Source organism: Xanthomonas graminis pv. graminis (assembly GCF_030168915.1).
GTDB classification, from domain to species: Bacteria; Pseudomonadota; Gammaproteobacteria; order Xanthomonadales; family Xanthomonadaceae; genus Xanthomonas_A; species Xanthomonas_A translucens.
This window is the reverse complement of sequence record NZ_CP076255.1, coordinates 2,893,098-2,907,232: the sequence shown is the minus strand read 5'-3', so window position 1 is coordinate 2,907,232 and position 14,135 is coordinate 2,893,098. Positions and strand designations below refer to the sequence as shown.

Below are 14,135 nucleotides of genomic sequence, written 5' to 3'. Positions count from 1 at the left end.
ATGGGGAATGTGGTTTGCAAAGTTCGCGTTGGCGTGTCGTCATGGTGTGGCTGGCGCTGGCGATCTGCTGGCCTGCGGTCGTGCACGCGCGCCCGTCGGTGCTGGTGCTGGGCCGCATCAGCGACAACCCCAAGGCCCACTATGAGCAACTGAAACCGTTACTGGACTACGTGGTGCCGCGCATGCGCGATGTCGGCATCACCTCCGGGCAGATCCTGATGGCGCGCGACAGCCAGCAGATGAGCAGCTACCTGCGCCGCGGCCGGGTCGACTGGGTCACTGAAACCGCGGCCACCGCGATGGCGCTGCAACAGCGCGGCGGGGTGCGGCCGTTGCTGCTGACCGAGCGTGGCGGGGTGCGCGACTACCACACCGTATTCTTCGTGCGCCGCGACGGCCCGCTGCACACCCTGCGCGACCTGCAGGGACGGACCCTGGCGCTGCAGAGCACCTTGTCCACCAGCGCCTACCTGGTGCCGATGATGACCCTGTTCGAACACGACCTGCACCCGGAGATCCTGCTCTCGCCGAAGGACCAGGCCTCGGCGAATACGGTCGGCTACGTGTTCGCGCGCTCCGAACTCAACATCGCCTCCTACGTGCACAAGCACCTGGTGGACGCCGGCGCGCTGAGCAACCTGGACTGGGATGACGACCGCCGCGTGCCGCCCGCGTTCCGCCGCGATTTCCGGGTGATCTACCGCACCGAGCCGTTCCCGCGCGCGGTGGAGATGGTGCGCAGCGACCTGGCCTCGCCGGTGGAGGCGCGTCTGCGCGAGGTGCTGCTGGAAGCCGCCGACGACCCGCAGGGCAGCGCCGCGTTGCACAAGTTCTTCGGCACCTCCGGCTTCTACCCGGTCGATCGGGCCTCGCAGAGGCGGCTGGACCAGCTGCGTGCCGGCGTTGCGCAGGTCAAGCTGGAAGTGGAATGAAGAGGCTGCGCTTCGGACTGCAGGCCAGGTTCCTGCTGGCGATGGGCGTGGCCGCGTTGCTGATCATGGCGATCCTGGCGTTGATGCTGGAGCGGCAGGCGGCGATGCAGAACGAGGTGCGCACGCTCAGCGGCAACGTGATCCATGGCCTGTTCGACCGCAGCATGCGCACCCGCGGCGAAACCCTGGCGCGGCAGCTGTCCGAGTCGCTGGCCAACCCCGTGTACTACTCGGACCTGGACGCGATCGGCACCCAGGTGCGCGCGGCGCTGGGCTACGTGGCGGTGGCCTACGTGCTGGTGTACGACGCCGACGGTCGCCTGATCCACGACGGCAGCGACGATCTGCCCGGCTACGGCCAGCGCATGCGCGGCCCGATGGCCGAGGCGGCGATCAAGGCCAATGGCCTGCTGGCGCAGGAGTCCGAGGAGATCCTGGACGTGTCGATGCCGATCATGATCGGCGACCAGCGCGTGGGCGGGGTGCGCGTGGGCATGTCCTGGACGCGGGCGCTGGTCTACGAGCGCAAGGCCGGCGAGAACCTGGACGAGCGCCTGGGCGCGTTGGGCAAGCGCCACCTGGGCTGGCTGTTGCTGCTGCTGGCGGCGCTGGGGCTGACCGCGGTGATGGTGGCGATCTACGTGCAGCGCACGCTGGTGGCGCCGGTACGCTGGCTGGCTGCGGCCGCGCGCCAGATCGAGGCCGGCGACTATGTGGTGGAGCGCCGCGACAGCGGCCGCCACGACGAGGTCAGCGAACTGCTGCGCGCATTCGTGCGCATGAGCGAGGCGATCGCGCGCCATGACCGCGACGTGCGCCACATGGCCTACACCGACGCCTTGACCGGACTGACCAACCGGCTCGCGTTCCGCGAGGCGCTGGACCACCGCATGCTGACCGCGCGCACCTCGCACCGGCGCCTGGCGCTGCTGTTCGCCGACATCGACGACTTCAAGCGGATCAACGACACCCTCGGCCACGAGGCCGGCGACGAGGCGCTGCTGCAGTTCGCGCGGCGCATCCAGCTGGCGGTGGATCAGCTGGGCGGCCACGACGCGCTGCTGGCGCGTTTCGGCGGCGACGAATTCGTGATCCTGGTCGAGGACGAGCATGCGGTGCAGGTCGCCACCAGCCTGGCCGAGCGGCTGGTGCAGGAACTGCGCGAGCCGCTGCGGATCCAGGACCGTGAGGTGTTCATGGGCACCTCGATCGGCATCACCGTCTACCCCGGCGATGTCGAGGACGCTTCGGCGCTGCTGAAGAACGGCGACATCGCGATGTACCAGGCCAAGCTGGCCGGCAAGAACTGCCACCGTTTCTACAGCCGCGCGATGGACTACGCGGTGGAGCGGCGCATACACATGGAGCACGAACTGCGCGGCGCCTGGGACCGCGACGAACTGAAACTGGTGTACCAGCCGATCTTCCGCACCCTGGACCGGCGCATGGTCGGGGTGGAGGTGCTGCTGCGCTGGCAGCACCCGGCGCTGGGCACGATCTCGCCGACGGTGTTCATCGACGTGGCCGAGCAGAGCGGGCTGATCGAGAGCATCGGCCCCAAGGTGCTGCGCGCGGCATGCCTGGAGGCCACGCAATGGCAGCGCTTCGACGGCAGCCGCGACCTGTTCGTGTCGGTCAACGTGTCGCCGCGGCAACTGCGCAGCGGCGACCTGCCGGAAATCGTCGCCGACTGCCTGCGCGAATCCGGGCTGCCGGCGGCGCAACTGCACCTGGAACTGACCGAGACCGCGGTGATCGGCGACGAGTTGCAGGCCGCGAGCATGCTGGCGCGGCTGCACCGCACCGGGGTCAAGGTGTGGCTGGACGATTTCGGCACCGGCTTCTCGGGGCTGAGCCATTTGCGCCAGGTACCGGTGGACGGGGTCAAGATCGACAAGAGCTTCGTCGCCGACCTGCAGCGCGACCCCGACGACCTGGCCCTGACCACCGCGATCATCGCCATGGCGCATTCGCTGGGCATCACCGTGGTCTCCGAGGGCATCGAGCAGGAAGTGCAGTTCGAACTGCTGCGCGAGCGCGGCTGCGAACTGGGGCAGGGCTTCTGGCTCAGCCACCCGCTCAGCGCCGCCGAATTCCGCCAGCTGCTGGCGAGCGAGGGCATGGCGCGCGGTCAAGTCTAGTTCGGGACCCGGGACTCGGGACTCGGGACCCGGAAGAGCGGGGTTCCCGGTGCTGCAAGATTCCGAATGAAAATGGCTGCGCGGATGGCGGCTTTTTATTCGGTGAAGGCCAGGGGAATGGGGTGTCGCCATCGTTCCCGGCGTCCCGGCTTTCGCTGTTCCGGGTCCCGAGTCCCGAGTCCCGACAAAACCTACAGCGCCCGCTTCCCCGTATCGCCAGCAATCTCACGCACCAGCTTCGGCACCAGATACCCGGACAGCCGCGCGGCCAGGGCTTGGTGCAGGGCGCGCGCGGTGGCGTCGTCCACTTCGAAATGGGCCACGCCTTCGACCCGATCCAACTGGTGCAGGTAGTACGGCAGCACGCCGGCGGCGAAGCTGCGCTCGCTCAGCGCGGCCAGCGCGGCGACGCTGTCGTTGACCCCGCGCAGCAGCACCGCCTGGTTCAGCAGCTGCGCGCCGCTGTCGCGCAGCTGCGCCAGCGCGGCATCCACGCTGGCGTCGAATTCGTTGGCGTGGTTGGCGTGGATCACGAACGCCACCGGCCACGGCAGCGCGCGCAGCCAGGCCAGCAGCGGCGCATCGACGCGCTCGGGCAGCACCACCGGCAGGCGGCTATGGATACGCAGGCGCTTGAGGTGCGGAATGGCCGCCAACGCCTCGGTCAGCTCGACCAGCTTGGAGGTGGCCAGCGACAGTGGGTCGCCGCCGGACAGGATCACCTCGTCGATGTCCGGGTCGGCGGCGATCGCCGCCACCGCCTCGCGCCAGCCGTCGCGTGCGGCGGTTTCCTCGGCATACGGGAAGTGGCGGCGGAAGCAGTAGCGGCAGTGCACCGCGCAGCTGCCGGTGGCGACCAGCAGCGCGCGGCCGCGGTATTTCTGGATCACCCCGTCGGCCTTCTTGGCCGCCGCGTCGCCGACCGCATCCAGCGCAAAGCCCGGCATCCGGCGCAGTTCGGCGTCGATCGGCAGCACCTGGCGCAGCAGCGGATCGTGCGCGTCGCCATGGCGCATGCGCGCCACGAAGCCGCGCGGCACGCGCAGTGCGAACTGCGTCGCAGCCTGTTCGGAGACGCCGAGCGCCTGCGGGTCCAGCCCCAGCAACGCCAGCAATTCGCGCGGGTCGCGCACGGCGTCGCGCCATAGCTGCTGCCAGCGCGGCGGGGCCAGGACGGCGGGGGACGGGGACGGCTGCATCGGGCGGGGGGCTGCGGTTATCATATGCGGTCATAAAACGAGTGCCCGCCGGTTGCGGCGGGGCTTTCCATTCTATCCGGCCGGCCGCCGAACGCGGCGGGTTTGCCTTACCCGAGGAGTTTCAGATGGCCAGCTACGGCATGAACGACGTCAAGAACGGGATGAAGATCCTGGTCAACAGCGAGCCCGCGATCATCACCGATACCGAATACGTCAAGCCGGGCAAGGGCCAGGCCTTCACCCGCATCAAGTACCGCTTCATCAAGTCCGGGCGCGTGGTCGAACTGACCATGAAGGCGACCGACAGCCTGGAAGCGGCCGACGTGGTCGATACCAACATGCAGTACCTGTACACCGACGGCGAGTACTGGCACTTCATGCAGCAGGAAACCTTCGAGCAGGTGCAGGCCGACAAGACCGGCGTCGGCGACGCCGCCAAGTGGATCAAGGGCGAAGAGGATTGCGTGGTGACGCTGTGGAACGGCACCCCGATCCAGGTCACCCCGCCGAACTTCGTCGAACTGAAGATCGTCGAGACCGACCCAGGCGTGCGCGGCGATACCTCCGGCGGCGGCGGCAAGCCGGCCACGCTGGAAACCGGCGCCGTGGTGCGGGTGCCGCTGTTCGTCGGCCAGGACGAAATCATCAAGGTCGATACCCGCTCGGGCGAGTACTTCTCGCGCGTCAAGTAAGCCCACGGCCGGCGCGGCCGGGCGGCACCTGGCCGCCCGCCGGCAACCGGCAGCGGCTGCGCTGGACGGCAGCAGGTCGCATGGGTTCGCCGCGTGCGGCCGCCACGCCGATGCAATGCCGAATCGCCGTGCGGCGATCGCGGCCGATCCGCTTCCAGGAATACCCGCGACCATGAGCCACGCCGCCGCCGATGCCAAGTACCCGCACGACCGGGTCGTGTTCTTCAGCGATGCGGTGTTCGCCATCGCCATCACCTTGCTGGCGGTGGAGATCAAGGTGCCTGGGCATGCCCAGGTCGAGGCCGCCGGCGGCATCCTGGCCGCGCTGCGGCACATGCTGCCGCTGTTCATCGGGTTCGCGGTCAGCTTCCTGGTCACCGCGTTGTTCTGGAAGTCGCATCTGCAGTTGTGCCGGCACATCCGCCAGTTCGACGAACGGCTGATCTGGCTCAACGTGCTGCAACTGCTGCTGATCGGCCTGCTGCCGTTTTCCACCGCACTGTATTCGGACTATTTCGGCAACCACGAGGCGTTCGCGGTGTATTGCGCGCATCTGGCCGCGATCGGCCTGGCCGCCTACCTGATGCATGCCTAAGCGGTGCGCAAGGAGGGCCTGGTGCAGCGGCTGGGCGCGCTGCAGGCGCGGGCGATGACGCAGCGCGTGGCGGTCGCGCCGGTGGTGTTCGCGCTGTGCATTCCGCTGGCGATGGTTGCGCCGCTGCTTGGGCGGCTGGGCTTCGTGGCCGTGTTCGTGCTGCAGTGGGGGGTGATGCGCGTGTACCAGCGGCGCATCGACCAAGCCCAGGCGGCGACCTGATCTTTCCTTTTCCAGAGCGCTTGCGATGACCTCCAATCCCGAATCCTGCGACCTGCTGATCGAAGCCGGCTACGTGGTCCCGATCGAACCGCACGCGGTGGTGCTGGAAGACCACGCGGTGGCGGTGCGCGGCAGCGAGATCGTCGCGCTGCTGCCGACCGCGCAGGCGCGCGCGCGCTTCGCCGCCGCGCGCACCGTGTCGCGCCCGGACGCGGCGCTGCTGCCGGGCCTGGTCAACGCGCACACCCACAACCCGATGACGCTGCTGCGCGGCATCGCCGACGGCCTGCCGCTGATGGTGTGGCTGCAGCAGCACATCTGGCCGGTGGAGACCGCGGTGATCGGCCCGGAGTTCGTCGCCGACGGCACCGCGCTGGCGATCGCCGAGATGCTGCGCGGCGGCACCACCTGCGCCAACGAGAACTACTTCTTCTCCGACGTGCAGGCCGCGGTGTACAAGCAGCACGGTTTCCGCGCGCGGGTGGGCACGGTGATCATCGATTTCCCGACCGCCTGGGCCAAGACCTCCGACGAATACTTCGAACGCGCCTGCGAGGTGCACGACCAGTGGCGCGACGATCCGCTGATCGGCATCGCCTTTGCCCCGCACGCGCCGTACACGGTCAACGACGCCAACTTCGAGCGGGTGCGGATGCTGTCCGACCAGCTCGACGTGCCGGTGCACCTGCACACCCACGAGACCGCGCAGGAGATCGCCGACTCGCTCAAGCAGTACGGCCAGCGCCCGCTGGCGCGGCTGGACCGGCTCGGCCTGGTCAACGACCGCCTGATCGCGGTGCACATGACCCAGCTCACCGACGCGGAGATCCACCTGTGCGCCGAGCGCGGGGTCAGCGTGGTGCATTGCCCCGAGTCCAACCTCAAGCTCGCCTCCGGCTTCTGCCCGGCCTGCGCGCTGCAGCGCGCGGGCGTGAACCTGGCGATCGGCACCGACGGCTGCGCCAGCAACAACGACCTGGACATGTTCAGCGAGAACCGCACCGCGGCGATCCTGGCCAAGGCGGTGGCCAACGACGCCACCGCGCTCGACGCGGCCACCACGCTGCGCGCGGCCACGCTGGGCGGCGCGCGCGCGCTGGGCTTCGGCGAGAAGATCGGCTCGATCGAGGTCGGCAAGCAGGCCGACCTGATCTGCGTGGACCTGTCGGCGCTGGAAACCCAGCCGCTGCACAACGTGCTGTCGCAGCTGGTCTACGCGGCCGGCCGGCAGCAGGTCAGCGACGTGTGGATCGCCGGCCAGCGCAAGCTCGAGCAGCGCGTGCTGGTGGACATGGATACCGACGCGCTGGTCGCCAACGCGCGGCAATGGCGCGAACGCATCCGCAGCGTGCACGCCTGATCCGCTTTACTGCCGTGCCGCGCTGCGCGCGCGGCCCAACCGAGATGCCGCCATGACCGCTTCCGCTGCCAATACGTCCGCCAACTTCGATCAGGCCGAACTGGACAAGTTCGGCGCCCTGGCCACCCGCTGGTGGGACGCCGACGGCCCGCAGAAACCGCTGCACGCGCTGAACCCGGTGCGCCTGCGCTACGTCGCCGAGCGGCTGCCGCTGCGCGGCGCCAGCGTGCTCGACGTGGGCTGTGGCGGCGGCCTGCTCAGCGAGGCGCTGGCCAAGGAGGGCGCGCAGGTCACCGCGATCGACCTGGCCCCGGAACTGGTCAAGGTGGCGCGGCTGCACCAGCTCGAGTCCGGGGTGGAGGTCGACTACCGCGTGCAGTCGGTCGAGGATCTGGCCGCCGAGCGCCCGGGCAGCTTCGACGCGATCACCTGCATGGAAATGCTCGAACACGTGCCCGATCCGGCGGCGATCGTGCGCGCCTGCGCGACCCTGCTCAAGCCCGGCGGCCAGCTGTTCCTGTCCACGCTCAACCGCACCCCGGCCGCGTTCGCGCTGGCCATCGTCGGTGCCGAGTACGTGGCGCGGCTGCTGCCCACCGGCACTCATCGCTACCAGGATTTCATCAAGCCGGCCGAACTGGCCGCGTGGCTGCGCCAGGCCGAGCTGCAGTTGCACGACGTCAGCGGCATGCTCTACGAGCCGTGGCGCAACCGCGCGCGGCTGTCCACGCGCACCGAGGTGAACTACCTGGCGTGTGCGCTGAAGCCGGGAAGCGGGAATGGGGAATAGGGAATCGGCACCGCCGGCGTGCGGCGGATTTCCGCGCGCGGTGCTGTTCGACCTGGACGGCACGCTGCTCGATAGCGCGCCGGATCTGCTGGCCGCGGCCAATGCGCTGCTGGCCGAACGCGGGCGTGCCGCGCTGACCCTGGAGCAGCTGCGCCCGGTGGTGTCCAAGGGCTCGCGGGCGATGCTGGGCGTCGCCTTTCCCGAGTTGCCGGCCGCGGAGCGCGATGCGTTGATTGCCGATTTCCTGCGCCAGTACGAGATGCGGATCGGCCGGCATTCGCAATTATTCGACGGCATCGCGGCGCTGCTGCAGCGGCTGGAGGACGCCGGCTGCGTGTGGGGCATCGTCACCAACAAGCCCGAATCCCTGGCGCGGCTGATCCTGCCGCAGCTGGGCTGGGAACGGCGCTGCGCGGTGCTGATCGGCGGCGACACCCTGGCCGAGCGCAAGCCGCACCCGCTGCCGCTGCAGGTCGCCGCGCAGCGCCTGGGCGTACCGCCTGAGCAGATCGCCTACGTCGGCGACGACGAACGCGACATCCTCGCCGCGCGCGCCGCCGGCATGGCCTCGGTGGCGGTGCTGTGGGGTTACCGCCTGGACGGCGAGGATCCGCTGGCCTGGCGCGCCGATGCGCTGGTCGCCGCGCCGGCCGACTTGCTCGATGCGCGCGCCTGGCCCGGCGCGCCGCAGCTTCCCTGACCTTCCGGACGTTCCGATCGCATGAGCAGCACCTCCGCCCTGGATGCCTTCCTCGACAAATGGCGCAGCCGCTGGCCGGAATGGACGGTGGCCGAGACCTTCGTGCCGGCGCCGCAGCGCACGCGCGCGGTGGCGTGGTTCGCGCTGCTGCAGGAATTCGACGACATCCTCAACATCGCCGGCGATCCGCTGCCGGCCGACGCCAAGCTGGCGTGGTGGGGCGAGGAATTGCGCAGCTGGGCCGGGCAGCGCTCGCGGCATCCGCTGGGGCGGGTGCTGGAGCCGATCGCCGCGCCATGGGCGGCGCTGGCCGAGGCCTTGCCGGGGCTGCTCGCCTCGCGTGCGGCCGCGGCCGATCCGGCGCACGCCTACGCGCGCCTGGAGGCGTTCGCGCTGGCCGCGGCGCAGGTCGAATGCGCGGTGTTCGAGGGCCAGCGCGACGCGGCGGCGGCACTGGCCACGCAGGTGCTGGCGCAGCGCCTGGCCGACGCCGGCATCGCCGCGGTGCCGTTGTCGCTGCGCGGCGGCGACGCGGCGCAGGCACAGCAGCGCTGGGCGCAGGCCTTGCTGCAACGCTGGCCGCGGCGCGTGGCCGGGCCACGGCCGCGGCGCATCGTGGCGGCGCTGGCGCGTGCGCGGATCGCGCAGCAGGCCCGCGCTGCGCGCAAGCCGCCGAGCCCGATGGCCACGCTGTGGCGCGCCTGGTGGGCCGGCCTGGGCTGAGCGCCACGGCGCGCCGCGGTCACGCAGCTCAGTCGGCGCTGCCCGCGCCGCTGTTGGCGTACTCGTAGAAGCGGTTGGCCGATTGCGTGCAGCCGCTGCTGCAATACGGGCGGCCGACCGTGGAGGCGTTCCATGGCGCGCTCTTGCGCACGTGCGCGTCCAGGCTGGACTCGCGGATCACCACCTTGCCGTTGGGCGAGCTGCCGTTGACGTAGTTGGACAGGCTGCCGACGCTCTCATCCCAGGCGCGGCCCAGGGACACCGTGTTCGCCGCCGCGCCGCCGACCGCGTCGAAGCTGCTGGCGACGGCCAGGAAGCCGTAGCCGCTGCCGGGGCGGGTACTGGGCGCGAAGATCACCCCGCCGCCGCTGGCGCCGCGGCGCGCGGCGGTGTAGCGGATGCTGCTGCCGGAGAACACCGCCACGCCGGAGCCGAAGATGAAGTCGGTGTCGCCCTCGATGCTGCCGCCCTTGAAGAACGCACGGATCACCTTGTTGGCGCTGGCGGCGCTGACCAGCAAGGTGTCCTGGTTGCCGGTGAGCGCCACGTTCTCCAGCACCGCCTTGTCGCCGCGCAGCGCCAGCGCCACCGCCGACTGGTTGCTGCTGGCGTAGGTGTCCTCGACGTAGCTGTTGACGATGGCCAGGTTGCGCGCCTGGAACTGCGCCGCGCGCACGGTCACGGTGCCGCTGTCGGAGGTACCGACCGTGCTGCTGGACGCGTTGCTGGCGCAGGGATGGGTGGCGCTGCCGCTCGGTTTCGGTGTTGGGTTGGCGTTGCCGAAGCTGATGGTGGTGTTGGCCGGCGCGCTGCCCAGGCCGAACAGGGTGATCGGCGGCGCCGCGGCGGGCACGCAGACCACTTCCCTGTAGGTGCCGGGCTTGACGCTGATGTAGCGCCGCATCGTGCCGCCGGCCGCGACCGCGGCATCGACCGCGGCCTGCACGGTGCGGTAGCGGGTGGAGCCGTCGGCGGCGACCGCGTAGTCGGCAGTGAGCAGGGCGACGCCGGCGCTGGGGTTCCAGTTGTCGGTGCTCAGTGCGCCGATGGTGCCGGCCTGGGCCAGGTGCTTGGCGACGGTCTGGTTGGCCGCTTCCGAACTGGTCAATTGCGGCCTGGAGGCGGTACCGGTCAGCGCCCAGGCGCTGGCGATGACGCCGCCGGCCAGGGCGAGGATGGCGGGGATCTGGAACCGGCGCGATGCGGTCATGGCGGTGTGCTCTCGGTTGGGATGGAGGGGCCGGGGCCAAGGTGGCGCCCCTTGCACGCTTGGTGATACCGGTGTCATCCGGCGGCCGGGAGGTGGCAACCGGCAGCCGTGGATGTGGCCGGCGCGAATGCTAGGCGCGCATCGCCGCGCTGCCGGGCGAAACCGCAGCCAAGTGCCGATTGTGGAGGAGCGATCACATTTCGGCGTGGACCGCTGCGTTGGCCATGCCGCCGCCGTCGCCGCAGGTGGGATCGGTTGCCCGGCGGCAGCGGACTCGCATCCCAGGCCGACCGGTGGCAGTGCGCGCGCTCGGCGCACGCTGTTGCGCTGCGCCACGCTGTCGCGCGAGGCGGTGCGTGCGAATGGACAGGGCGCGTGCGCTGTTGCAGGGCGCGGCCACCCACGGCGCCGCTGCGCGCGCGGTGCCGGGCGCACGCGCCTGCCTGCCGTTGCGCATCGTCACATCAGCGGCTTCCTCGCAGCCGCGCCGCCCATCGCCTCGACCGCTGCGCAGCCGCGGACGTGGCGCGCCGCAGCCGCCCTGGCGGCAGCGCTGGAGCAGCGCCGTGCGCACGCCGGCGCTGCGCATGCACGATGCATGCGATCAGATCGGCGAATCGGCCAGTACGCTGCTGTAAGTGACGAATGCCGCGCTGCAGTCCAGCGGCTTGCCGGTTCCGGGCTGGCCCTGCAACTGCACGTCGTACTGGGTGGACGGGGCCAGCAGGTTGGCGAAGCTGACCGGTCCGCCGGTGAAGCGGAAGTGCGTGGCCGCCGGATTGGCGTCCGGCCCGCCATTGTGCGGCGGGGCGAAGGAAATGGCGCCGCCCTCGAGCACCACGTTGTCCAGCGCGAGCGTGATCGGATAGGACAGTTTCGCGTCGCGGTAACCGTAGAAACTCAACTGGCCTGCGCCGAAGTCGCGTGAACCCAGCGAATGCACGTTGCGCAGCGTGATGTTGTCGAAACGCGGATATGCGCTGCCGAGATCGGCATTGGCCGGCTTGCTGTAGAACGCATCGAACACCAGCGGGCGCGCCACGTTGCGCATGCAGATGTTCTCGAAGGTGATATCGGAGACCTGACCGCCGCGGGTGCGGTCGGACTTGATGCGCAGGCCGTTGTTGGCGGCGGGGTCCTTGATCGCGTCATTGCTGTTGAAGCCGTCGATGCTCAGGTTCTGCACCTGGACGCGGCGGATGCCGGTATCGGTTTCGCTGCCGAAGGACATCCCATGGCCGTAGTAGAACTGGTTGTTGAGGAAGGCCATGTCGGTGGACGGATTGCTGGATGTGGCGCTCGCGTGCGCCTTGATGGCCACGTCGTCGTCGCCGGTGCTGATGTAGGAATACGCCAGCAGCACGTTCCTGGACTGGCCGGGGTCGAAACCGTCGGTGTTCTTGGCCGTTTCCGGGGTGAAGCAGGTGGCGGGCGTGCGCTGGTCCGGCGTGCTGCCGGCCGGGCAAGCGTAGCCTGGCCGGGTGTAGACCAGGCTCGGGCTGAGGATCTTGATGCCCCAGGCGGTCACGCCGCTGACGTTGTCGGTGACCACATGGAAATTGGGCGAATTCTCCAGGGTCAGCGCATACAGGGTGAAATCCTTGCTGTTGTCGATCTGCAGCAGGCGCGGCGCGTGCTGCACCAGCCCCTGGCTCACGTTCTGGTAGGCCACGTCCCACCAGCTGCGCTTGCCGGCGTTGGGGCCTGCGGTCAGCACGCTGCCGCCGCGTCCGTCGATCTTGCCGTCGCCGACCACGCCGCTGTTGCTGATCGCGTTGCCGTAGATCAGCGGCTTGCAGGATTTGCCCTTGTCGGTGTTGGCGATGCCGCAGGTGCCCAGGCCGTTATCGTAGTCGCGCGGATTGCGCGAGCCGAACAAGGTGACGCCCCGGTCGATCCACAGCGTCACGCCGCTCTTGAGGGTCAGTGGGCCGCTGAGGAAGCCGGATTCGCCATGGGCGCCGGTCACCAGCTGCACCGCGCTGCCGGCAGGGCAGTCGCTGATCGCATCCTGGATGCGCAGCGTGTCCGGCGCCGAGTAGGCCGGGTCGGCATCGACGCCGTCGAGCGAGCCGCCGATCGGTTGCAGCGTCGCCGCCAGTGTCATGCACACGTTCTGCGGCAGCGTTGGCTGATCGATTGTGCCCCAGCCGGTACTGACGTTGGCGGCCTGGTCGCGCTGGGCGAGAGGCGGGTGCACGGCTGCGTTGGCATGCAGCGAGGCGATCGCCAGCAGCGGCAGGGCGAGGTTGAGACGGGACATCGCGCTTGCAGTGGTCATGAGGTGGGGTCTTCGGGTTTGACGAGGGGAGGGGAATGGAGACGCTGGATGCCGGCCCCGGCAGCCGCGCGAACGGCGGCGCGGCCGGGGCGGCGCGATTCAGTCGGCGCTGCCGGGGCCGGTATTGGCATATTCGTAGAAGCGGTTGCGGGCGTACGCGCAATCGGCGCTGCAATAAGGGCGCTTGGAGGTGCCGATCACCGCCGCATTGGCGTTGGTGGCGCAGGGCTGGCTGGGCGTGCCGACCGGCTTTGGCGTCGGATTGGCGTTGTCGAAGTTGATCAGCGTCTGACTGCGGGTTTCGCCGAGGCCGAACAGGGTGATCGGCGGCGCGTCGGCGGGTACGCATACCAGTTCGTTGTAGGTCCCCGCTGCGAGGCTGATGTAGCGGCGCATCTTGCCGCCATCGGCGACGGCCTTGTCCACCGCGGCCTGGACGCTCCTGAACGCTGCGGAGCCATCGCTGGCGACGCGATAGTCGGCGCTCAGCAGCGCCACGCCGGCGCTCGGATCCCAGTTGTCGGTGACCAGCGCACCGATCATGCCGGCCTTGGCCAGGTAGGTGGAGACGGTCTGCTGGCGGGCATCGGCAGCGCTCAATTGCGGCCGGTCGGCGGACCCGGTAACGGCCTGTGCGTGAGCGCTGAAGACGCTGCAGATGGCCAGTAGCGCGGAAACTTGCAACGAAGCGGAGAAATGCATGGAGGTTGCTCTTGTTCGAAGCAGGATGGCGGCGGGCATCGGTCGTTGGGCGCGGATCTGTGCGTTGCCGCTGTGGATCGCCCGAAGTGGATGCTTCTGCAAGTTCGCGCACGGCGACGGGAGTTCGCTCGCCGCCGCGTTTTTTTGTAATGGGTTTTGTGTCTGCAGGAGATTGCCGCGAAGTTATAGCGGGTGCAGATGAAGCGGTCCTGCGTTTTTCGCGGGAAACATGCTTTTTTCCGTGTTTTGAAGTGCATCCGCGTTATTGCCTGTGCGCGCAATCGCGTTTTCCATGTGCGGCCTTGCCTTATGCGCGCCGCAGTGGGCATCGCCTGCATGGCCGGCTGACCATGGCGCGGCGGCGATGCTGGTCCCGGTTGCTGCAGGGCGTTGGCCGATGCCGCCTGTCGCGGCTGAAGCCGCTTGTGTCTGGAGATTGCTCTACAGTTTGAGTGGAGAGCGATGTGCGGCACGCCGACAGGCCGTAGTGTTCAAGCACGTGTAGGAGCCAGGGCGGCCGCACATCGACCTCGTTGCCTAGCCCGAACAGTTGAACGAGCGTTCGCTCGAACTTCACAAGCGTGGGCA

General features: G+C 69.4%; 13 protein-coding genes and 1 pseudogene. 10 read left to right on the top strand and 4 right to left on the bottom strand.

The features are described 5' to 3' along the window. The first annotated feature begins 41 nt into the window (after positions 1 to 41). Both KHF85_RS12620 and KHF85_RS12615 read left to right on the top strand, forming a co-directional pair. Positions 42 to 932, top strand: a complete 891-nt coding sequence (locus KHF85_RS12620; protein ID WP_284569549.1) for a phosphate/phosphite/phosphonate ABC transporter substrate-binding protein — start codon at positions 42 to 44, stop codon at positions 930 to 932. Then, the gene (locus tag KHF85_RS12615; RefSeq protein ID WP_284566926.1) at positions 929 to 3,073 is read left to right on the top strand and encodes a putative bifunctional diguanylate cyclase/phosphodiesterase; all 2,145 of its coding nucleotides are present in this window, start codon (positions 929 to 931) and stop codon (positions 3,071 to 3,073) included. The genes KHF85_RS12620 and KHF85_RS12615 overlap by 4 nt, the downstream gene beginning before the upstream one ends. A gap of 191 nt (positions 3,074 to 3,264) precedes the next feature. Here KHF85_RS12615 and epmB read toward each other — a convergent pair whose 3' ends face one another. Next, a complete protein-coding gene (gene epmB / locus KHF85_RS12610; RefSeq protein ID WP_284566925.1) occupies positions 3,265 to 4,296 on the bottom strand; it encodes an EF-P beta-lysylation protein EpmB in 1,032 nt (343 codons plus the stop codon). Positions 4,297 to 4,397: 101 nt separating this feature from the next. Between epmB and efp the strand changes: the two genes are divergently transcribed. The 7 genes from efp (at position 4,398) to KHF85_RS12575 (ending at position 9,354) form a co-directional block, all read left to right on the top strand. Next, a complete protein-coding gene (gene efp / locus KHF85_RS12605; protein ID WP_003466096.1) occupies positions 4,398 to 4,964 on the top strand; it encodes an elongation factor P in 567 nt (188 codons plus the stop codon). Between the two features lie 172 nt (positions 4,965 to 5,136). Continuing rightward, complete coding sequence (locus tag KHF85_RS12600; protein ID WP_284566924.1) at positions 5,137 to 5,559, top strand: TMEM175 family protein; 423 nt, start codon at positions 5,137 to 5,139, stop codon at positions 5,557 to 5,559. Positions 5,560 to 5,562: 3 nt separating this feature from the next. After that, the gene (locus KHF85_RS12595; protein WP_284566923.1) at positions 5,563 to 5,781 is read left to right on the top strand and encodes a hypothetical protein; all 219 of its coding nucleotides are present in this window, start codon (positions 5,563 to 5,565) and stop codon (positions 5,779 to 5,781) included. Between the two features lie 25 nt (positions 5,782 to 5,806). Continuing rightward, the gene (locus KHF85_RS12590) at positions 5,807 to 7,141 is read left to right on the top strand and encodes a TRZ/ATZ family hydrolase (protein WP_284566922.1); all 1,335 of its coding nucleotides are present in this window, start codon (positions 5,807 to 5,809) and stop codon (positions 7,139 to 7,141) included. Between the two features lie 52 nt (positions 7,142 to 7,193). Further along, on the top strand, positions 7,194 to 7,931 hold the full coding sequence (ubiG, locus tag KHF85_RS12585; protein WP_284566921.1) for a bifunctional 2-polyprenyl-6-hydroxyphenol methylase/3-demethylubiquinol 3-O-methyltransferase UbiG: 738 nt from the start codon (positions 7,194 to 7,196) through the stop codon (positions 7,929 to 7,931). Further along, positions 7,921 to 8,631 carry a phosphoglycolate phosphatase gene (locus KHF85_RS12580; RefSeq protein ID WP_284566920.1) on the top strand — a complete coding sequence of 237 codons (711 nt, stop codon included), beginning with the start codon at positions 7,921 to 7,923 and terminating at the stop codon, positions 8,629 to 8,631. The genes ubiG and KHF85_RS12580 overlap by 11 nt, the downstream gene beginning before the upstream one ends. A gap of 21 nt (positions 8,632 to 8,652) precedes the next feature. Next, a complete protein-coding gene (locus KHF85_RS12575) occupies positions 8,653 to 9,354 on the top strand; it encodes an isoprenoid biosynthesis enzyme family protein (protein WP_284566919.1) in 702 nt (233 codons plus the stop codon). A gap of 28 nt (positions 9,355 to 9,382) precedes the next feature. Here KHF85_RS12575 and KHF85_RS12570 read toward each other — a convergent pair whose 3' ends face one another. Next, positions 9,383 to 10,564: a putative acyl-CoA thioester hydrolase gene (locus tag KHF85_RS12570; RefSeq protein WP_409976613.1), complete on the bottom strand. Its 1,182-nt coding sequence runs from the start codon at positions 10,562 to 10,564 to the stop codon at positions 9,383 to 9,385. A gap of 362 nt (positions 10,565 to 10,926) precedes the next feature. Here KHF85_RS12570 and KHF85_RS12565 point away from each other — a divergent pair, with 362 nt between their 5' ends. Continuing rightward, on the top strand, positions 10,927 to 11,202 hold the full coding sequence (locus tag KHF85_RS12565) for a hypothetical protein (RefSeq protein WP_284566918.1): 276 nt from the start codon (positions 10,927 to 10,929) through the stop codon (positions 11,200 to 11,202). Here the strand turns inward: KHF85_RS12565 and KHF85_RS12560 are convergent. Continuing rightward, positions 11,169 to 12,845 (bottom strand): glycoside hydrolase family 28 protein, encoded by a 1,677-nt coding sequence (locus KHF85_RS12560; protein ID WP_284566917.1) that lies wholly within the window; start codon positions 12,843 to 12,845, stop codon positions 11,169 to 11,171. The genes KHF85_RS12565 and KHF85_RS12560 overlap by 34 nt on opposite strands. A 186-nt stretch (positions 12,846 to 13,031) precedes the next feature. After that, positions 13,032 to 13,547 (bottom strand): annotated as a pseudogene (locus tag KHF85_RS12555) (pectinesterase family protein); the annotation flags it as partial. Positions 13,548 to 14,135 lie beyond the last annotated feature (588 nt).